General features: G+C 43.0%; 15 protein-coding genes and 1 pseudogene. 7 read left to right on the top strand and 9 right to left on the bottom strand.

Annotation, left to right across the window (positions count from 1 at the left end):
* The first annotated feature begins 337 nt into the window (after positions 1–337).
* On the top strand, positions 338–3,244 hold the full coding sequence (locus CMM32_10310) for an FAD-binding oxidoreductase (GenBank protein ID MBT07285.1): 2,907 nt from the start codon (positions 338–340) through the stop codon (positions 3,242–3,244).
* 11 nt (positions 3,245–3,255) lie between these two features.
* On the opposite strand, the gene CMM32_10305 is transcribed toward CMM32_10310, so the two are convergent.
* A complete protein-coding gene (locus tag CMM32_10305; GenBank protein ID MBT07284.1) occupies positions 3,256–4,245 on the bottom strand; it encodes a hypothetical protein in 990 nt (329 codons plus the stop codon).
* Positions 4,246–4,289: 44 nt separating this feature from the next.
* Entirely contained in the window at positions 4,290–4,934 is a 645-nt protein-coding gene (locus CMM32_10300) for a hypothetical protein (GenBank protein MBT07283.1), read from the bottom strand.
* A 133-nt stretch (positions 4,935–5,067) separates the two neighbouring features.
* Here CMM32_10300 and CMM32_10295 point away from each other — a divergent pair, with 133 nt between their 5' ends.
* The gene (locus CMM32_10295; GenBank protein ID MBT07282.1) at positions 5,068–6,084 is read left to right on the top strand and encodes an NAD(P)-dependent alcohol dehydrogenase; all 1,017 of its coding nucleotides are present in this window, start codon (positions 5,068–5,070) and stop codon (positions 6,082–6,084) included.
* 38 nt (positions 6,085–6,122) lie between these two features.
* Entirely contained in the window at positions 6,123–6,980 is an 858-nt protein-coding gene (locus CMM32_10290) for an EamA family transporter (GenBank protein MBT07281.1), read from the top strand.
* 64 nt (positions 6,981–7,044) lie between these two features.
* Here CMM32_10290 and CMM32_10285 read toward each other — a convergent pair whose 3' ends face one another.
* The 5 genes and pseudogenes from CMM32_10285 to CMM32_10265 all read right to left on the bottom strand — a co-directional run bounded on the left by CMM32_10285 (position 7,045) and on the right by CMM32_10265 (position 12,924).
* Positions 7,045–8,145: a C4-dicarboxylate ABC transporter gene (locus tag CMM32_10285; GenBank protein ID MBT07280.1), complete on the bottom strand. Its 1,101-nt coding sequence runs from the start codon at positions 8,143–8,145 to the stop codon at positions 7,045–7,047.
* A gap of 400 nt (positions 8,146–8,545) precedes the next feature.
* A pseudogene (locus CMM32_10280) lies at positions 8,546–8,968 on the bottom strand (N-acetylmuramoyl-L-alanine amidase).
* 95 nt (positions 8,969–9,063) lie between these two features.
* Positions 9,064–10,914, bottom strand: coding sequence for a C4-dicarboxylate ABC transporter permease (locus CMM32_10275; GenBank protein ID MBT07279.1), 1,851 nt, complete (start codon positions 10,912–10,914; stop codon positions 9,064–9,066).
* Between the two features lie 25 nt (positions 10,915–10,939).
* Positions 10,940–11,938 (bottom strand): C4-dicarboxylate ABC transporter substrate-binding protein, encoded by a 999-nt coding sequence (locus CMM32_10270; protein ID MBT07278.1) that lies wholly within the window; start codon positions 11,936–11,938, stop codon positions 10,940–10,942.
* Positions 11,935–12,924, bottom strand: coding sequence for a hypothetical protein (locus CMM32_10265; GenBank protein ID MBT07277.1), 990 nt, complete (start codon positions 12,922–12,924; stop codon positions 11,935–11,937). The genes CMM32_10270 and CMM32_10265 overlap by 4 nt, the downstream gene beginning before the upstream one ends.
* A gap of 82 nt (positions 12,925–13,006) precedes the next feature.
* Between CMM32_10265 and CMM32_10260 the strand changes: the two genes are divergently transcribed.
* Both CMM32_10260 and CMM32_10255 read left to right on the top strand, forming a co-directional pair.
* Positions 13,007–13,882, top strand: coding sequence for an alpha/beta hydrolase (locus CMM32_10260; GenBank protein MBT07276.1), 876 nt, complete (start codon positions 13,007–13,009; stop codon positions 13,880–13,882).
* Positions 13,883–14,085: 203 nt separating this feature from the next.
* Positions 14,086–14,631, top strand: coding sequence for a hypothetical protein (locus CMM32_10255; GenBank protein ID MBT07275.1), 546 nt, complete (start codon positions 14,086–14,088; stop codon positions 14,629–14,631).
* Positions 14,632–14,637: 6 nt separating this feature from the next.
* On the opposite strand, the gene CMM32_10250 is transcribed toward CMM32_10255, so the two are convergent.
* Positions 14,638–16,719: an ATP-dependent DNA helicase RecG gene (locus tag CMM32_10250; protein MBT07274.1), complete on the bottom strand. Its 2,082-nt coding sequence runs from the start codon at positions 16,717–16,719 to the stop codon at positions 14,638–14,640.
* A 171-nt stretch (positions 16,720–16,890) separates the two neighbouring features.
* Here CMM32_10250 and CMM32_10245 point away from each other — a divergent pair, with 171 nt between their 5' ends.
* Both CMM32_10245 and mfd read left to right on the top strand, forming a co-directional pair.
* On the top strand, positions 16,891–17,142 hold the full coding sequence (locus tag CMM32_10245; protein MBT07273.1) for a succinate dehydrogenase assembly factor 2: 252 nt from the start codon (positions 16,891–16,893) through the stop codon (positions 17,140–17,142).
* A gap of 33 nt (positions 17,143–17,175) precedes the next feature.
* Positions 17,176–20,643 carry a transcription-repair coupling factor gene (mfd, locus tag CMM32_10240; GenBank protein ID MBT07272.1) on the top strand — a complete coding sequence of 1,156 codons (3,468 nt, stop codon included), beginning with the start codon at positions 17,176–17,178 and terminating at the stop codon, positions 20,641–20,643.
* Here mfd and CMM32_10235 read toward each other — a convergent pair.
* Positions 20,615–21,286 (bottom strand): hypothetical protein, encoded by a 672-nt coding sequence (locus CMM32_10235; protein ID MBT07271.1) that lies wholly within the window; start codon positions 21,284–21,286, stop codon positions 20,615–20,617. The genes mfd and CMM32_10235 overlap by 29 nt on opposite strands.
* Positions 21,287–21,654: the final 368 nt, after the last annotated feature.

Below are 21,654 nucleotides of genomic sequence, written 5' to 3'. Positions count from 1 at the left end.
TTGGTGAATAATCGAAGCCAAGTACTATTTGCTGATTTTATGTCAACGTCTAATCTTATTAAAAACTTAGAAAACATCTATAAACTACTGCAAAATATAGTATAAATAGAAATAAGAGGGAAAATATCAAATCATAAGTTGGTAAAATATTAAAGTTATGAAGCGATGGGGGGAGGTTTGAGCCAATATTTTCTCTATGAGTGTCCTTAATTGAACAGAGCTCAAACTATCCTGCTTGTGAAAAGATGGTAGGTTAATAATAGAGAAACGGAAATCTTGTAAGATAGTTTGTTGCGGACCAACAGGTTTAAGATTTGAGAAAGAAGGGGGGCGGCTCTTGTCGGTACGGGTGGCAAAGGGAGATTTTAGCTTGCTGGAGAAAAGCATAAGGAGTGAAGTGGAGGGAGATGTATATTTTGATACTTTTACCCGCGGACGTTATGCAACGGATGCGTCGATATACCAAATAAATCCGGTTGGAATAGTAGTTCCAAAATCCATCCAAGATGTTAAGACTGCGATGTCTCTGGCCTCCAAAGAAGGTTTTTCTCTGTTGGCAAGGGGGGCTGGGACCTCTCAATGTGGGCAAACCGTAAATACTTCTTTAGTCATCGATACTTCTAAGTACTTAAACTCTTTGATCGACTTAAACATTGAGGAATTAACGGTAACTGTGCAACCAGGCATGATTCTGGATCAATTGAACATTTTTCTGAAACCTTTGGGCTTGTGGTTCCCTGTTGATATTTCTACCTCTGCTCAAGCTACGATTGGGGGAATGGTAGGTAACAATTCATGTGGGGCCCGTTCCATAAAATATGGAACTATGCGTGATAATGTGCTGGAAATAAAAGCAATACTTCCTGATGGAAGGGAGAGCTGGTTTGGTCCTAGTGATAAGGTCTATAAAAATGGTTTACCTCAAGATATAACGGAATCTTTGCTAAAGTTGGGTGAAGAATACAGTGGAGTAATCAAAAATAACTTCCCAAAAGTGATGAGACGGGTAGGTGGTTATAATCTTGATGCACTGCTAAAAGAAGGAGGTTGTTCACCGAATTTTTCACATATTTTGGTAGGTTCTGAGGGAACTCTTGCGTTTTCCTCATCAATTAAACTCAAGCTAGCTAATTTGCCTAAATATAGTACTTTAGGAGTGTGTCATTTTGCTAAGTTTGATGATGCTATGCGTGCCACAAAAAACATTGTTTCACTGGGGCCAACAGCAGTTGAACTTATTGACGAAACAATGATTAATTTAGCTGCAAAAATTCCTGCCTTTAGAGCCGTTGTAGACAATGTGGTGATAGGTAACCCAAAATCTGTGCTTTTAGTAGAGTTTGCAGGTGATTGTGCAACTGAAAATGAGAAGAGATTGGATTCTCTTACTGAATTAATGGGGGATCTTGGATATCCTGGTGTTGTGGCTGCGGTAACCGATTCTAAATCGCAACAAGCTGTGTGGAACGTCAGAAAGCAGGCGTTAAATATAGTTATGTCGATGAAGGGAGATGGAAAACCCATCTCTTTTGTTGAAGATTGTGCCGTAGATTTAAATGATCTTCCGGAATATACGCGGCGTTTGAATGAAATTTTTGAAAAATTTGGAACTACTGGCACATGGTATGCGCATGCCTCCGTTGGAACGCTCCACGTTAGACCAATATTGAATTTGAAGCTGGATTCCGAAGTAAAGAAAATGCGTGAGATAGCGGAAGAAGCTTTTGAAATGGTGCGGGAATATAAAGGTTCGCATTCTGGTGAACATGGAGATGGAATCGTGCGAAGTGAGTTCCATGAGCGAATGTTTGGTCGAGATCTGGTTTGCGGTTTCCAAGAGCTTAAAAAATTTTTAGACCCTCATAATGTTATGAATCCTGGGCGGATTGTTTGGCCACCATCTATGGATGATCGAAAATTAATGCGATACGACGAAACCTACGAAATTAAGAGCCCTGAAACGAGGTTTAACTGGAGTTCGTGGGGAGGGCTCGGGGGTGCGGTGGAAATGTGTAACAATAATGGGGCCTGTCGAAAGTTAAGTGGCGGGGTTATGTGTCCGTCTTTTCGCGCAACTCGGGACGAAGAGCACTCAACTAGAGGGCGTGCGAACACCCTAAGATTAGCAATGTCAGGGAAATTTGGGCAAGACGCTTTATGCGACGTTGGCGTTCAGGATAGTCTCAAATACTGTTTAGGGTGCAAGGCCTGCGGTTCGGAGTGCCCCACGGGCGTCGACATGGCGCGGATGAAGATAGAGATGTTGGCTCAAAAATATCTAAGTGAGCGACCAGAATTCTATGATCAAGTAATTGCGTATTTTCCTCGTTATGCTCCAATGGTTTCCCGTCTATGGTTTTTGGCTAACCAAGGAAGAAAAATACCAGGAATGGGTAAAATAGGCGAGTGGCTGTTTGGTTTAGATGCAAAACAGCCCCTTCCGCAATGGGTTTCTCCTAAATCTATAAGTCGCTTGCGGAGTCAAAAGAATTCTGTATCAAAGCCATCTGTCGTTATTTTTGCAGATTGTTTTAATACCTATTTTGAATCCGATAACGTTCATGCAGCCATGGAGGTTCTCAAGGCCGGAAATCATTCGTTTAACATTCTATCCCAAAAAGATGGGAGTCAACGACCATTATGCTGTGGAAGGACGTTTCTATCAATGGGGCTAGTTGATCAAGCTATGACGGAGGCTCAAAGATTTGTTGCATCAGCTAGCAAATACATAGAGCTTGGAATTCCGATTGTTGGTTTGGAGCCATCATGTATTTTGAGTTTGAGAGAGGAGATGGCAGAACTTCTATCTATTAGTCCAGAATTCAAAAGTAAGATTCTGCTGATAGAGGAGTACTTGGAGAGGACCAAGGATGAAAACACGAGTAAGCTGAATTTCAAATCTCCCGCGAACCCCAAGGTATTTCTCCATGGTCATTGCCATCAGAAAGCTTCCGGTGCAATGAGTGCTACTATTTGGTCTTTGGCGCAAGTACCGGGTGTAGATGTAGAAGTTATAAAATCCGGATGTTGTGGTATGGCGGGGTCGTTTGGGTATCAGAAGAAAAGCAGCCATGTGGCGGACAAAATAGTTGAATTAGAATTGGCGCCGGCAATACGATCTATGGATCAAGAATGTGCTGTTTCCGCTTCTGGAACCTCGTGTCGGCATCAAATTAAGAATAAAACGGGTAGAAATGCCGTACATCCAATCCGATTTATTCGCGATTGTCTGGCCGAGTTGTAAGGAATCTAATACTAAACGGCGAGGGTATAGTTTGAGTTATATACTTGCTTTAATTTTTCCAAGGATGGGTTGTCCATAGGTGCCGCTGAGGCAACGTAAAGGGATTCCTTTAGCTCGGACAAACTGGCTAGCCCTAAGACAACGCAGGATATCTTTTGGTTCGCTAGTGAAAAACGGAGAGCTTGTTGGGCCATAGTGTATTTGCTCTTTGGGAGGTATCTAAAAAGTTTCTCTGCTCGCTGTTCATCTTCTTCAAATTTAAAATCACCTGATCCGGTAATAGCGATTTCTCTCCCGCTTCTTTTGGTTGAGGCAAGTATTCCAGCAGCAAAAACTCGGATATTCATTATCCCTATCTGGTAGTCTTCACATGTGTTCATTAGTTTTAAGAAGTTTAGCTGAGTCCAATTACTGGGTACTGTCATATCAGCACTTGGATTAAGCATATTGTAGTATACCTGTGCGGTATCAAATGCGGCTGTCTTTATGGCAATTTGGCAGGAAGCGGGGTTTCCGAGTGCTGTCATCCCAATATATTTAGTGAGGCCGCTGTCCTTTGCTTTTTGTAAGGCGTTGATAACTCCATTCTCTCCAAGCAGATGATCAATTCCTAGGTGTTTAATATCATCCTCTTTACTTAGAGGATTATGCAGTTGAACAAGATCTACTGAAGAAGTCTTTAATCGAGTTAGGCTCGCGTTGATACTTTTTTCGACTTGTCCTGCGAGATCTTTCCTGATCAGAGGATCTATCTGAACCTTTGTTGCCAGATAGGGTTTAGGGCTAACGTGGGGAAGAAGGTTGCCCACGGATTTCTCAGATTCTCCGTTGCCATAGGAAGGCGCTGTGTCAATTAAATTTATACCCGAGTCCATGGCGTGTTGGACTGCGCGGAGTTTTTCTTCTTCATCCGATTGGAGGAGTATTCCACCTACGTATCCACCTCCAAGAACAAGTTCAGAGACATTAATTCCCGTTTTCCCCAACTTTCTCGTTTTCATTTTTAGTTCTTTCTTGTTGTTGCACCCTTATAAGTGGATTGGGATCAGGATTGCGGCAACCACAGGTCGGGTCCATCGTTTCGTGGATCATTGACCCTAGTTCCCAGTTTGGTTGTAGTAAAAACAGAATCATTCTCTTCGGATAGGCCATTTTCCTTATTTGCCAACCATGCAGAGTAGTATTTGGGTTTAATTATGGCAGGCATTCGATGATGAAGGGTCTCCAGTTGGGAGCAGGCAGGGATTGTTACAATAGTAAAGGAATATATTGTGTGGTTTTGCTCTTGCCAGATATCCCACAGACCGGCAAACGCAAAGATGGGTTCATTTTTAATAGTGATTCTGTGGGCAGTTTTACCGGAAGGGTCAGTAGTCCACTCATAATATCCGTTTGCTGGTACTAGACAATGTCGATGTCGGAAGGAGTACTTAAAGGAAGGTTTGCTATCAATTGTTTCACTCCGCGCGTTAAACAATGTGAATTTTGGGTCTAAGCTCTTAGACCAATGTGGTACAAGTCCCCACCTCATATTTTGAAGTTGTCTGGCATTATCTTTATTTTGCGTAATGATGGGGCAATTTTGTGAGGGCGAAATATTATAACGTGGTTTCAGTGTGTAGGTTGTTTGGAGTTCAAAATGCGCAGCCAAAGCTTCCGTATTCGAGGTCAGGCTATATCTTCCACACATACTGAACTGCCATTCAATTATACTGATCTATCAACTAATATAAATAAACATCTATAAAATATGTCAAAAACCATTTTAAAATTAGAGATATCCAAGTTAGAGAATTTCAGTTGAACAAAACTAGGAGGTTACATTGAAGGCTTATCAGGTAACAAGTAACAAGGGCATCGACTCCCTTCAAGTTTCCGATATTGAATGTGGCAATCTAGGTCCGAGTGATGTCAGGGTTAGGTTGCGAGCATCCTCAGTTAACTATAGGGACCTTGTGACAGTTGAGAAACCGGAGGCGAGGGGCTTGGTTCACCCATTTATCCCAAATTCTGATGGTGCGGGGGAAGTAGTGGCCGTGGGAAGAGATGTTGAAGATTTTGCTGTTGGTGATCGGGTAATGACTTGTTTTTTTCAGGATTGGCTAGATGGACCAATTACCTCTTCGGCTATGAATAGTGCACTAGGGGGTGCTGCAGAAGGAGTTCTTAGGGAGACGGGAATATTTAAGAAGGAGGGTATCATTAAAATTCCTGGATCCCTATCGTATATAGAGGCAGCTACTCTCCCATGTGCCGCTCTAACAGCTTGGCACGCCTTGGTTGAAAGGGGTCGTGTTATTGCCGGGGATACGGTGTTGTTGCTGGGAACCGGTGGAGTTTCACTTTTTGCTCTTCAGTTTGCCGTAATGCATGGTGCACTTCCTATTATTACTTCCAGTAACGATGAAAAGTTGGAAAAAGCGAAGGCATTAGGTGCGTGGAAGACAATTAATTATCTTGATAATCCAGACTGGCACGATGAAGTTTTGGCCTTGACTAGTGGGGCAGGAGTAGATCATGTGGTAGAAGTTGGAGGTGCTGGAACCTTAACTCAATCTATCCAATCTACGAAGATTGGGGGTAGTATATATTTGATTGGTATCTTGGCTGATGGCCAGGTAAATCCTACTTTCTTAATGAGAAAATCTCTTAATTTGTATGGAATATATGTAGGAAGTCGAGCGATGTTTGAGCGGATGAATAGAGCCATACAGGCAAATAAACTCCATCCAGTGGTCCATCACATTTTTCCTTTCGAAGAGGCTAAAAAAGCTTATCGTATGATGCGTACAAAGCAACATTTCGGGAAGATTGTTATTGATATTGGAGGCCAGCTATAGTCAAAAAGCGTTTCAGAATTCCCCCAGGCGTTTGTTGGATGTTGGGCGCTGTTTTGTCATTCGTGGGTATGGCTATAGCTGCACGGGAACTCTCTGTCGAATTAACGGCTTTACAAATTTTATTTTGGAGAAGTTTTGTTGGGGCATTGTTGATGCCTATCCTCTTATCATATTATGGTTGGTCACAGGTCAAGTCATCGCGCTATAAGATGCAGATTTCCAGAGGTGCTTTGCACTGTTTAGCTCAATATGGTTGGCTATTTGGGATTACGATGATTCCTTTGGCAGAGGTGTTTGCGCTAGAATTTACTACCCCGATTTGGACACTTATTTTGGCGTCGGTTTTTTTAAGTGAAAAGTTTTCATTCCGGCGGGTAGCGAGTGTAGGATTCGGGTTTGTTGGCGTATTATTAATCTTGCGCCCCGGGGTCGATGTCATAGATACGGCCTCTATAGTAGTATTGGGAAGTGCCGGACTTTATGCAATTACTTATGTGATGGTTAAAAGTTTGGCCCGAACTGATACGCCTTTGTGCATTATGTTTTATATGACGTACGTGCAATTGCTCTTATCCTTCATTGGTATCCTACTGAATTGGGGTGCTCCCAGCTTTACTCTATGGATATGGGTACTCTTTGTAGGAGCTTTTGGATTAAGCGCACACTTTTGCATGGCTGAAGCATTAAGTCGGAGTGAGGCCTCTTTGGTAATCCCAATTGATTTCTTACGATTACCTATAATTATGGTGTTAGGTTATCTTCTGTATTCGGAGAATATAGATTCTTGGCTTCTGGCTGGAGTATCACTTATTGTTTTAGGGAATTATTGGAACGTCAGGTCCATTCCTGCAAATGTTACGCTCCCTTCCTCAAGTAAAAATATAGATAGAAAATAGGGACGATGTAAATAAGGAGGCCCGACATTTACGTCGGGCCGTTTACAAATATTTTTGATTTTACTCAGTCCAGATATCCAAGATCACCCCATATTTTCCAATCTGCTCGAAATTTTTGCAGAGAATTCCAAACGCGTTTGAAATCCTCGTCAGTCGCAGCTTCCTCATCTACTACTTCAAGCCATGCAGCTTCCAGGGCTTCGAGTATTTCAGGGGACCATCTATGAAAAGTTACGCCCTTTGCCTCTAACTCTTGAAGTGCTGGATATTGTAGAGCCTCTCCTTCAGCTAAGCCCCGGAGCATACTTTCTTTGCAGGCAGCATTGATTAGTTCTTGTTGTTGAGCGCTTAGACCATTCCACTTTTCCAAGTTGATCATTAACTCTCCCATACTAATTGGCTGATGCCATCCTGGGAAGTAATACTGCTTGGCCACTTGGTGAAATCCGAGGTCTAAATCAATGGCAGGCATAGAAAATTCTGTGGCGTCAATAGTTCCTAACTCTAGAGCAGGAAAGATATCTCCTCCCGCTATTAATTGCGTCGATACACCGAATTTTTCCATCACTTTGGCGCCAAGACCAAAAAATCTCATTTTAAGGCCCTTTAAGTCATCTACTGTTTTAATTTCTTTTGTGAACCACCCTGAGCCTTCCGGAGATATAAGATTACAGGGTTGGGAATATATGTTATGTCTGGCGTAAATCTCTTGCATTAGTTCTAGGCCGCCACCATGGTACATCCAGGCAATACCTTCACCAGCATTTGGGCCAAACGGGACAGCTGTAAAAAATTGTAGAGCGGGCACTTTTCCTGCCCAGTAGCCACTAACGGACCATCCAGCATCTACCGCTCCCGTCGAGACAGCATCAAATATTTCCAGGGCTGGTACTAGTGCATTTGGCTCAAAGAATTTTAGTTCCATGGTTCCACCGGAGAGGACTAGGAGCCTTTCTTCCAACATTTTTCCTTGGCTTCCCAATTGGACCATCTCACTAGAAAAGCTACTTGCCATTTTCCAGCGTATGGGCTCCGCGGCCCGTTCGGTCGGAGTTATATTAACTTTGTTGTTGGTAATATCTTCACCTGGGTTTAGGAGAAAATTTCCTATAATTAAGCCTGCAATAAGGCCAATTACACCAACTATAACAGTGGATCCTTTCATCTGTACCTCTCTCCCGGATTAGCAGTACCACGCATCATTCGACTCTCTGAAAAAATAATTTAGGATGCTGGCTCTGACCTTGATCGTAGCCAACCCTAACATTTAGCGCGCTTCTGGGGCCTAGGGCAAGCATCTATGAGACGATCTCAGACTAAATTATTTGCAGTAGCAAGTTATCTAGAATGATTTCAATCTCCTTGTCTAGTTTCCCATCGATTTTATTTGTTCGAAAGTGTCGCTGGAACGCCTTAGTCACAGCCACTGTTTCGTGATCGTGTGCGCCCGTAGCTCTTATTTTGTAGCCAAACCTATCTAGTTTTTCCTGAATCCTCCGGATATCTGATGCACTAAGTTGAATTGTTTCAGGCCATATTTTTTTATCAAACAAGATAGATTTGTTGGGCCACACTCCGATTCCTTCTTCAGCAAGGCGTCGCCAATTGAAAAGTTCCCCAGGATCCGTTTTTCTGTGTGGTGCTACGTCTGAGTGACCGAGCACAAGATGGGAGGAAATAGAATTCCGTGCTATGATATCTCTACACAGACTAATTAAGGTTTTCATCTGTTGCTCCGGGAATTTTCTATATCCCCAATCATGACCAGGATTGCAAAGTTCAATGCCTATAGAGGAACTATTGATATCTTCGTTTCCAGCCCAATTACTCTCGCCAGCATGCCAAGCGCGATAAGCCTCATGCACGAGTTGGGAGCATGTCCCATTTTCCTCAATAACGTAGTGCGCACTGACAAAAGATCTCGCATCGCAAAGCCGGCTAATAGCTTTTGCATTACTTTCCATACCTGTGTAATGAAGAACAAGCATCTTAGGCCGTTGACCCTTCGCTCTGAGGTCGAAGTTGGGAGATGGTCTATGTATAATTTTTGGTGGGCTCATTGGTAATTAAAACGAAGTCACAGTCATGGGAGATTTTTCTTTGGGTTATGGATAGTTTGCTGTCCAACAATGAGTAATAAGCAAGCCAGTCCTATTCCATCATTCACTAACCCAGGACTAAGAAGTCCAAGAGCACCCACAAATAGTATAACTCTAGACCAGAAATTGAGATTCCTTAGCAGGTAACCGTGCAATGAGGCAGCTAGGCAGATGACCCCAATTAATGCGGTGCCCACCGACCAAAGAATATCATCCCAAGTACCAATTAATAAGAGCGAGGGAGCAAAGACAAACATGAATGGTATGATGTAGCCGGTTGCTGCCAATTTTACTGCCGCCAATCCGGATGCCCATAGACCTGCCCCCGAGAGACCATTAGCAGCATATAGTGAAATTGCGACGGGCGGAGTAATCACAGAGAGTATGGCAAAGTAGAAAACAAATAAATGGGCTGATTCACGGGGTATCCCTAGGTTAATCAAGGCCGGTGCTAGTAAAGCAGCTTGCACGATGTACGCAGGGGTTGTCGGTAAGCCCATCCCCAACAAGATGCCTGCAACAGCCGTCAGAATGAGGGCCAAGATAAGGTAATTTTCACTGAAGCCCCCAGCAACTAATTGGGTAAATTCGATTCCAATACCAGTTTGTGATATGACACCGATAACGATTCCTGCACTAGCACATGCGCTGCTGACAACAAGAGTATTGCGTATTCCTACGACCATTGCATCTGTGAAAGTTTTCCATGAAATTTCCCTTCTGGTAGTTTTACCAAGTAGAGCTACCGGAAGCACCGATGCCAATCCACATAAAGCGGCATAGGGCGGGCTGAAGCCAGCAAGTAAGACACCAACAATTATTAGTAAAGGCAGAAATTGATGCCCACGTGTTTTAAGAACGTTGTTTAGTCTCGGAAGATCTGGCTTGGGAATCCCCCTCAAACCCGTGCGTTTTGCCTCAAAATGAACGGCTAGAAATACTGCAATGAAATATAGTAGAGCTGGTACAATCGCCATGGAGATGACTGTCATGTAACTTACAGCCATCATCTCAGCCATTACGAACGCAGCAGCCCCCATTATCGGCGGAAGTATTTGACCTCCAGTTGAGGCTACAGCCTCAACTGCCCCAGAAAAAGCAGGACGATATCCAATTTTTTTCATGAGCGGGATAGTGAATGTTCCGGTTGTCATGACATTAGCCGTTGAACTGCCGGATACAGTTCCAAACATTGCACTTGTGACACACGCTACTTTTGCTGGGCCCCCAGCCGATGAGCCCGCTAAAGCTAGAGAAAAGTCTCGGAAAAGTTTCCCTGTTCCTGAGCGTTCCACAAGTGCCCCAAACAATATAAATAAGACCATATAAGTTGCTGAAACGTTTAAGGGAATCCCAAAAATTCCCTCCGTAGTTAGGTACATCTGATCTATTAGTTGCTCAACGCCGATTTGATCGACGATTAATGCATATCCTACGAAGATAGTTGCCGTTAGCGGCAGGGCAAGTCCAATCACCCTTCTAGTTGCCTCCAATGTGAGGAAAATTAGCCCCGTTCCTAATGTCAAATCCAGAGCAGATAGGTCATCGACATACGCAAAGCGACTTAAAATATAGTCATGGTTTATAAAAATGTGTGCAAGGCATGCAACAGAGCATAATATGAATATTGCATCCAATGCTCTTATGGCGGTTGTTCTAGATTGGCTTTTTCCAAAAGGATGTATTAAAAAAATTAAAACTAGAGAGAATAAAAGGTGAGTGCCACGAAAGAAAAATACTGATGGCACTCCAAAAATCACGACGTATAAATGGTAGGCGGCCATCGATAACGCAATAGCTGATACTGCTCGGTTGACTAGATAACTCATTTTCATGTGCGACACTTTTGTGGAAGGTGCATCAGTGGGAGTAGGTTATCCCACTTTCCATATAAAATAACTTTGCACCAGGATGAAAGGGTACTCCAATATATTTTGACATCATATTAATATCATATCCCTCTAGCATAGCGGTGACTGCGCTAAGTTCGCTGCCTCTGCGGGCGAGAGCCTCAACTATTTTGTAGGCAGTCATTTGGGATATCTCAGAACAACTTGCTATCAGGTGCATTTGGAAGCGCGCTGTGGGTATATCTGTATTTTGTCCAGGATAGGTAGAGGCGGGGATAACAGCCCGGCTCCATCCGGGGTTCTTACGTTCTAAAATCCCGAATTTCTCATCACTAATCGGTAGGAGCGAAATTTTACGGGACGATGTTAGATCTATAATACCAGCAGCCGGAACTGATGTTATAAGGATGGCAGCATCAATCTGACCATCCTTCATCATGTTGACTTGATCCGTAATAGAAACAAAATTAATTTTTTTGAGATTCTCGTATAAGATGTCGTAAAGACTAAGAATGCTGCGCGCTGCTACTTCCGTGGTATTCCCTCTCGGAAGGGTGCCAATGGATTTTCCTCGTAAGTCTGCAATGCTGGATATCTCTGGGTCTGTCACAGGAATTTGAGCGTATTGATAGTAAAATGCGGCTAGGTTGCAAAGATTCTCGACTGGGGTGTTGAAGGGAGGGCGGCCACTAAGAGCGTCCACCGTGGATATTACGTTTCCCCAGGCAAGCTCTGCTTTATTCTTTGAAATTCCTTTAATATTTATAAGGCCTGCTCCAGGACGTACAGTGATCTCCAAGTCAGGAATTTCCTGCTCAAGAAGCTGCTTCACAGCCCCTCCCAATGGATACCAGGTCCCTCCAGCAGGGCCAGTCATAAAGGTTAGGCGTTCGGATTTCGATTCATTACTGCCTAAGAAGAATATAGTGAGAACCAGAAAAACTTTAAGAAATTTATAATTCATATTATGAGTCCTGAAGAGAGCTATTACATACCTTAAAATATTCACTGACTATAATCTCCATTTTCTTCAAATACAGCTGAGGAAAGTATTCTTAGTAAGTTATCTGGTTCAGCGTTACCGCCTGATAAGATAACGCCGACTTTTTTATTTAGCATTTTATGTTTTTCTTTGATTAGAGCGGCGTATGCAGCGGCTCCGGCGGGTTCTGCTATGTTATGGGTATCTCGCATCAGGAGTGCTTGAGCTTCCAATATTTGGGTGTCGTTGACAGTAATGATTCGTTCCGCATAGCGGTTAATAAAAGCAACTGCTTCAGGAATTGGAATACGAGTTGCTAGGCCAGCAGCAAAAGTATTAGCGCCATTAGTAGAAACTGGTCTTCTTGCCTCAAAGGACAACGCGTAGGAGGGAGCTCCTTCTGCTTGAACGCCTACTATTCTGGTGGTGATCCCCAGGGCCTCTCTGGCGGCAATCACTCCGCAAATTCCTGATCCAAGTCCAATTGGCACATAAATTGTGTGGAGATCGTTGATGGAACGAAATAGTTCGAGACCATAAGATGCCACTCCCTGTATGAGATTTAAGTGGAAGGATGGAACCATATGCAATGATAATTTCTCTGAAAGTTCTTCAGCATGTTCAAATGCTTCTTGAAAGTCCTCTCCGTGTACTATCAGTCTGGCCCCTTGGGCAGTCATAGCGCGATTCTTCGCTAAACTATTATTACGTGGCACAACAATTACGCTGTTTAATCCTGCGTTAGTTGCAGCAACTGCAATAGACTGTCCATGATTTCCTGTAGTAGCTGCAATTACTCCTGTGCAGGATGGATTTTCAGTTTTAAGAGACTCCATGTATATTACACCACCGCGGACTTTGAAGGCACCTGTCGGTGTATGGTTTTCATGTTTAATCCAAACTTCACAACCGGTGTGGTGTGCTAGGAGTGGCCAAGAGTGTTGCGGGGTGGGCGGTACAACTTTATGTACTAAGGAAGCCGCTTCTTCCAAATCCTGGGTTGAGAAATGCATAGGAGACCCTTCGGTTAAAAATTTACAGTATTTATTATCGCTTAAAGCATTGAGGAAAAACAATGAAAAGGTGGATATAGCTATGTTTGAAGGATTTGCTAAACAAAAAATTAAGGTTTCGGAGACTGAGATAAATCTGGTTACTGGTGGAAATGGGCCGCCACTTCTCCTCATGCATGGATACCCCCAGAGCCATGTAATGTGGCACAAAGTGGCGCCAAGTTTAGCAGAGAGTTTTACCTTAGTTATGCCTGATTTGCGTGGTTACGGAGATAGCGGTCTTCCACAGCCTGATGATCAGCACTATAACTATTCGAAACGGGCCACTGCTAGGGATCAGACTGAAGTGATGGAGGCTCTTGGCTATTCTGAATTTATGGTCTGCGGTCACGACAGAGGTGGACGAGTTGCCCACCGAATGGCCTTAGATTACCCAGAAAAAATTTTGAAGCTGTGCGTGTTAGATATTGTGCCTACATATCGTATTTTTGAAGATGCTGATAAAGATTTAGCCACAAAATACTGGCATTGGTTTTTCCTAATTCAACGACACCCGGTCCCCGAAACAATGATAGCTAATAGTCTAGAATTTTATTTGCGTACCCAGTTCGGTTCCTGGGGTCACGGAGTGGATACAATTACCGAGGAGGCGTTTGGCGAGTATCTGAGATGTTTTAAGCGTCCCGGTGTTTTGTATGCCACTTGCGAGGATTATAGGGCAGGTGCTTCCATCGATCTAGTACATGATAAGGTCGACTTGGCGAAAAAAATTTCCTGTCCAGTGCTCGCTTTATGGGGCGCCTTTGGCGCAATGCATAATAGATATGATGTTATCGCTATCTGGAGGGAACGAGCGCTTAACGTACAAGGTAGAGCGATTAAATCAGGACATTTTATTCCCGAGGAGGCTCCAGGGGATATAATTGAACAACTATCGGAGTTCTTTTTGGGGAACTGAATAGAGAAACTTTCTGTTATGCTTATTAATCTCTATGATTTACTTGAATTTTTACAAAAGGATGTAACGTGCCTGAACCTCATCTTAAAGAAGAAGTAGACCTCAGAACAATAAGGAAGCGTAGCCACCTTTCGCGGGTGAGAAATTATTTCCTTACAGGAATAATTGTAACGGCGCCAATAGCAATCACTTTTACAGTGGCGATGTGGGTTATCAATTGGATTGATAGTAAGGTCGTGCCCCTAATCCCCTTACCCTATAACCCTCAGGTTCTTCTTCAGAACTATACAGGTTTACATATTCCAGGAATTGGTCTCGTAGTAGTATTGATTGGCTTAACCGTAATAGGTTTTTTAGCCGCTGGCCTATTGGGACGATTTGTTGTTCGTGTGGGAGAAAATTTACTCAATCGAATGCCTGTAATTCGTAGTGTTTATGGAGCATTAAAGCAAATTTTTGAGACAGTACTTCGATCATCTTCTCGTTCTTTCAGGGAGGTTGCATTGATTGAATATCCCCGTCGGGGAATTTGGGCTATTGGTTTTATTACGACAAAGACCACAGGGGAAGTAAGATCCGAAATCAAAGAGGACGTGGTAAATGTTTTTCTCCCAACAACACCAAATCCAACTTCCGGCTTCCTACTTTTTGTTCCGCGAAAGGACCTCGTCGTCCTGGATATGGGAGTTGAGGAGGCGATAAAGATGATTGTTTCTGCTGGTATTGTGACGCCACCCAGCCCAAAGTAGAGTTCTCTACCCTGAGCGAAGCAGAGTTAGAGCTGAATCTCGTCGAAACAAGTATAAGAGAACCCGCAGAGCAGGACCATAGGATAGGTGTAGAAAATTTTCAGTGTTGGTGATCAGTTTTGCATGTTTGTGAGCTGTTATTAATAAGTCATTATCTAACGGAAGCTCGGCTATTTTGTATTGTGGTAATCCGCTTTGTCTCCTGCCCAGTAATTCCCCAGCCCCTCTTAATCGTAAATCTTCCTCCGCAATAAGAAATCCATCGGTGGTTTGTCTAAGAATCTCCAGTCGTGCGCGCGCTGTGGGACTAAGAGGACTTCCATATAGTAACAAACAACTGCCTGATTTCTCACCACGCCCCACCCTTCCTCGAAGTTGATGGAGTTGAGAAAGACCAAAACGTTCAGCTTGTTCAATAATCATTATGGTAGCATCTGGCACATCAATACCGACTTCTACTACTGTTGTGGCCACCAAGATGTCTGTAGAGCCATTGGCAAAATTATTTATTACACGATCTTTAGTAATTTGGTCCATTTGCCCATGCACTAGCCCAACTCTTTTCCCAAAAATTTTCTCTAGATTAGTATGTCTAGTCGTGGCTGCAGAAAGATCCATAAAATTAGATTCCTCGACTAGAGGACATACCCAATATACTTTTCCAGCCGCACTAATCGCCCGAGAAATTGCATCGATCACTGAACGAATTTGTGACAACGGTTTCACCGCTGTACGAATTTTTCCACGATTATTTGGCCGACTTGTTAAACGCGAGACGTCCATATCTCCGTAAGCAGACATTAACAGGGTACGGGGGATAGGTGTTGCACTTAAGACTAGGAGATCAACGTGCATTCCCTTTTGGCTGAGTGCGAGCCGCTGGCCTACACCAAATTTATGTTGTTCGTCTATGATAGCTAAAGACAAATCCTTAAACTTTACGTCTGGTTGTATTATAGCGTGTGTCCCAATTACTATATTGACTTTCCCAGTTGATATGGAGTTTAGCGTTGCTGCTCGAGTTTTTCCGTTGGTTGAACCTGTCAGGAGGTGACAGCTGATTCCAAGTGGCTGGCACCAGGTGTTTAGTGCCTCAAAATGCTGCTGAGCTAAAATTTCTGTGGGCGCCATAAAGGTCGCCTGATGGCCCGCTGCAATAGCGGCAATCATTGAAAGAAATGCTACGACCGTTTTCCCACTTCCTACGTCGCCATGCACTAGTCTTACCATACGTTTGTTGGCGACCATGTCGTGTATAATATCCTCAATACACTTCTTTTGTGTCACCGTTAACTTAAATGGTAGAAGTGACTCGGCTTGTTTAACTACTGCTCCATATTTGCCGCTAGGACGACCAGATCCCTGAAACTTATTTTTTCTAATTAAAGCCACTGCAAGTTGGTCGGCTAAGAGCTCGTCGTAGGCGAGCCTCTTTCTGTTGCGGGAATCAGGAGCGAGGTCGTTAATTGTTTTTGGTGCATGGATGGACTGAAGTGCATCGTGCCAGGAAGGCCACTGGTTCTCCTGAAGAAGGTCCTGGTCAATCCATTCTGGTAAATCAGGTGCGAGGTGTAGTGCCTTCTGAATAACCTTTGTCAGTGTTTTTCGGGTAAGTCCTTCTGTCAGGGGATAGGTAGGTTCCAGAGAGGGAAGTGACTCTATCTCTTCAATAGGACTAATTAGATCAGGATGATTGATTTGAATCTTTCCTTTATAGGTGTTGACCCTCCCACTCACTAGTCTCAGTTTACCTTCTGGTAATTCCTTCTTGAGGTACTCTGGGTGAGAATGAAAAAAGACAAGAGTTAAATCACCATCCTCATTGGTGCATTTAACTCTATAGGGCATTTTCTTGTTGCGGGGTTTTTCATGATTGTCTACACGAACTATAAAACTAGAAATCTGTCCAGGTGAGGCTTCAGTTATTTTTGGAAAAAATGTTCTGTCAATTACTCCGCTTGGAAAATGCCAGAAAAAGTCTACAATTTCTGGTCCACATACCTGTTCTAACAAGGGAGTCAATCTGGAAGAAACTCCTGGAATTTTGGAAATAGGGGTGAATATTTTTGAAAGAAGAACTGGTCTCATGAGATATATTGCGATTAATTATTGAGGGTTTAAGCTGTATAATGTTAGTTATTTCTTGGTCCAAGATTTCATCGTAATGGTACTAAAAGAATCCGGCAATCAGATCTTCTTTTTCGTGTTTATCGGCATCTTAAAACTGAATTCCAGAAATAGTAAAATTTAATTTTTGATATGGCGCTTAATACAAGGAAAAAAAGATTAAAATTTCGTTGTTGGCACAGAGGGTCCAGGGAAGCCGATTTGTTGCTTGGCACCTTCGCCGACCGTTATTTGGAAAATATGGGTTCTGCTGATGTAATTAAACTGGAGAACATTGTAAATTGTGATGATCAGGTAATATGGGATTGGCTGACCGGAGTGACGGAGATCCCAAAAGGGATCAGTCGAACGATGATTCACGATCTCCAATCTATTATTTCTTGAGTGCATAGTGTGATCTATTTTCCCAAGGGATTTATGGATTCCGGACCATCGACGATTTCGGGAGTGCCTGCAGGTAGTGAAAGCCTTGTAATTTCTGAAGTTCTTAAAAAATTTCCCAATCGTGATTTTCTATTCGTTGCCCGAGATGAAATACGGATGGAGGTGATGGCAGAGGCTCTAACTTTCATATCTCCTGATGAGAAATTGGTAATGTTCCCAGCTTGGGATTGTTTGCCCTACGATAGGCTTTCTCCAAAACAAGAAGTTGCTGCTCGAAGAATTAATGCATTATCAAAGCTCACCCAAAGAGGAACCCGTACTAGATTAATCTTATTAACCACTTGTAATGCGACGTTGCAACGCATTCCTAGTGGTCTCAATAAAGAACAGTCCCAGTGGGTCCTAAACAAAGGGGATCTTATTAATATCGTGGATTTTGCGGACTATCTTGTGGCTAATGGTTACACACGTTTAGGTCAGGCAATGGAGCCCGGAGATTTTGCGGTTAGGGGAAATATCATTGATGTTTATCCTTCGGACTCAAAATATCCGGTCCGACTAGACTTATTTGGTGATGAAGTTGATGAAATTAAAATATTCGATCCAGTTTCCCAGAGAAGTGAAGGAAGTTTAGAAAGCGTGAGGTTTTTAGCCGCTTCTGAATTACTTCTAGATGCAGATAAAATTGCCCGATTTCGGAAAAATTATCGTAGTCATTTTGGAGCCATCACGGACGATAATCCGTTATATGAGTCGGTAAGCGCGGGTAGAAAATTTGAAGGTATGGAGCATTGGCTACCATTTTTCCATGATAATTTATGCACATTATTTGACTATTTACCAAATGCGGCAATTCTATTGGATAGCTTTTTGGAAGTAGCCATAGACGCTCGACTATCAGATGTTAAAGACTTCTACGAGGCGCGGGTTCAACCTCAAGTGCCAATCGAATTAAATAAAGTTCAAAAATATAATCCAGTCCCAGTTAAAAGTATGTTTCTTTCTAAGGAAGAGTGGCATAGAAGAAGCCACGAACATTCCATCACCTACCTAAACGGATTTAATGATGCAGATGGCAGTATGGTATCATTGGATATTGGTGGAAAAAAAGGTAGAAATTTTTCGAATGAACGTAGAAGTAACGAAATTGAATTATTTGATTCCGTTGCAACCTACTTAAAAGAACAGATATCCACAGAAAAAAGAGTGGTTCTTGCCTGCCAAAGTCACGGCTCTAGGGATCGCCTTACTAAGTTGTTATCTGAGTATGGCATAACGAAAATAATCAATTGCGAGATGTGGAAAACAATTATCACAGCTCCATTGGATGCTATTTGTTTAATCGTATTCCCTCTTGAGACGGGTTTTGAGATTGATAGTTTGACGCTTATAAGCGAGGGAGATGTTTTGGGTGCCAGACTCACTCGTGGTCGGAATTTAATCAAGAGGGCACGTGATTTTATTTCTGATTCCACCCAATTAACCATTGGGGATTTGGTGGTTCACACGGACCATGGTGTTGGTCGCTTCCAAGGGCTTATGACCATTGAGACATCTTCAGCTCCTCATGATTGTGTCCAGATTTTGTATTCGGGTGGGGACTACTTGTATCTGCCTGTCGAAAATATTGATATGCTGGGACGATATGGTTCTGGTTCTGACAACGCTCGTTTGGACACCTTAGGATCTCACGTATGGAGAAATCGTAAATCTAGGGTGAAAGCCCAGATAAGAGATATGGCTGCCGAATTAATTCATACCGCCGCTGACAGAGTTTTAAGAAAAGCCGATGCGATGGTAGCGGAACCTGTAGCCTTTGAAGAGTTTTGTGGAAGGTTTCCATACCTGGAGACTGCGGATCAGTTGAGTGGTATAGAGGAATGTCTGGCCGGTATTTCCAGCTCTGTTCCCATGGATCGTCTCATATGCGGCGATGTTGGGTTTGGGAAGACAGAAGTAGCCCTAAGGACGGCTTTCGTGGCTGCTCAATCAGGAAAACAGGTTGCTATAGTAACGCCGACTACCTTATTGGCCCGCCAACACTATGAGACTTTTGCAGAGCGCTTTAAGGGCTTTGGATTTTTTGTAGCACAATTATCGCGTTTGGTTTCTGTGAAAAAGGCGGAAAAGGTCCGGGAGGGCTTACAGAATGGAGAAATTGATATTGTTATTGGAACACACGCTTTATTATCAAAAAGTATTAGGTTCAAACGTCTAGGGTTGTTCATAATAGATGAGGAGCAGCATTTTGGTGTGGGACAGAAAGAACAACTCAAATCCTTAAAGAGTGGTGTTCATGTTTTAACACTTACGGCAACACCCATTCCAAGAACTCTTCAGCTAGCCCTGTCTGGTGTTCGTTCTATGAGTATTATTGCGACCCCCCCAATTGATAGATTGTCTGTTCGTACATTCATTCTTCCTTACGATGGAGTTATTGTGAAGGAAGCAATCCTGCGAGAACAGTCAAGGGGAGGTCAAATTTTTTACATTTGTCCTCAAATTAAAGACTTAGATAATATCTCTCGCGCGTTAGCGTTACTGGTTCCCGAGACGAGGGTAGTAGTGGCTCACGGTCAGATGTCCCCAAGTGAGTTGGACCGCGCTATGACCTCATTTTATGAACGCAAATTTGATCTATTGCTTGCGACCTCCATTATAGAGTCTGGACTGGACATCCCGACTGTCAATACATTAATTGTCCATCGTTCAGATCGTTTTGGTTTGGCACAACTATATCAGCTCCGTGGGCGGGTGGGACGCTCAAAGGTACGGGCTTATGCATATTTCACGGTGAATTCTCCTAATTCCTTACAAGGGGATGCTCTTAAGAGATTAGAGGCGCTTAACCAATTAGATAGCGTTGGTTCTGGGTTTTCTCTAGCGAGCCATGATTTAGACATTCGTGGGGCAGGAAATCTTCTTGGTGAGGAGCAGTCTGGAAAGATCAGGGAGGTTGGCGTCGAATTATATCAGAAATTACTAACAGAGGCCGTACGCGAGGCCAATGGGGACCCTTCTAATAGCGCTGATCAGGACTTATGGTCACCACAAATTGAAATGGGAGCTGCGGTGCTTATACCAGAGTCCTATGTGCCAGACTTGAGTGTGCGGCTAGGACTTTATAGACGGCTGGGGGCGATGCGGTCACGCCAAGAATTGGATAACTTTGGAGCGGAATTGGTAGACCGGTTTGGCAATATCCCCGAGGAAACTGAGCATTTGCTATGGGTCGTGGCTATCAAGCAGCTTTGCTGGGCCGCTCATGTAATACAAGTTGACGCCGGGCCAAGAGGTCTTGTGATCAGTTTTTTAAAGGATATTTTTCCAGCTGGGGAGAAACTCATTGCATGGATTTCAAAAGGAGATGATCAGTGGCGAATACGGCCAGATCAAAAATTGGTGGTGTCTCAAACGTGGGGAAATTTAGAATCTCGTTTTAAGGGGGTAGAGGATATCTTACTAAAACTAGCTAGTTTTGTGGAGGCTCAGGCGGGTTAATTGACAGCCCCCTTCTGTTGCTTGCTTCAGCCGCATCGAATACTTGAAGGAAAACCGCAGGTTCTTGCGCCCCTGAGACGACAAATTCGTCGTTAATTATAAAGCACGGAACCCCAGTGATTCCGATTTCGCGAGCCCTTTTTTCTTGCTCTTGGAGCAGGTTATTGTCCGCATCAGACAAAAGATATTCTTTGACTTCTAAGGAACTTAAGCCACTTTCTTCTGAAATTTGAATAAGGGTCTCTATTTTTCCTATATCAAGGCCATAGAAGAAATATGAGCGGAATAAATTCTCGGTAATCATATCTTGTTGTTTACTCTCCCGGAAAAAATATATCAGTCGATGAGATAGCAGGGAGTTGGGCATGCGCTTAATTGCGTCAAAATTAAAGTCTAGGTTTTCCCTAGCTCCGGCTGTAATTATATCTCTGTAAATTGATTGCGTGTTTACCGATCCTCCAAATTTAAGATTTAAGTAAGTTTGTCGATCTATTCCATCTAACGGCATCTTAGGATTCAGCTGAAATGGATGCCAATGAACTTCAAATTTTATATTGGGACGCTCCATCAATGATTTTTCTAACCGTCGTTTGCCTATAAAACACCATGGGCAAACTGTATCAGAGACTACATCAATTTTCATTTTGTACTCGAAATTTTCATAGAAACAAACTATATCATCCTCGAATGAGGGGACGGAGTATAAAGGGTCTTTAGTTTACTTGAAATCGTCCTTGATAGTACACCTGGGTCAAAGATTTTCCAGGAATTACTGGATTCTATTTGTCGATGAGGGCCTTATAATCCTAGCCGGTTAACGTAGTTCCCTAAGCCATTTTTCCATACAAAACTCCTATGGTTTTGTATTGAGAAACGCGGTTATTTGCCTGATAGAACCAGTATAATCTGGCCTATGTAAAACAAGCTATTTTGGGCACTATGGAATATAGTGATAGAAAAGCTAATACAATTGGTTAGGCTATAAGTCTTATGGGATTTGTGGGGATTGCA

It is taken from the genome of Rhodospirillaceae bacterium (assembly GCA_002728255.1).
Lineage (GTDB): Bacteria > Pseudomonadota > Alphaproteobacteria > UBA7887 > UBA7887.
The sequence above is the reverse complement of the archived record's forward strand: the minus strand, read 5'-3'. Positions and strand labels throughout refer to the sequence as shown.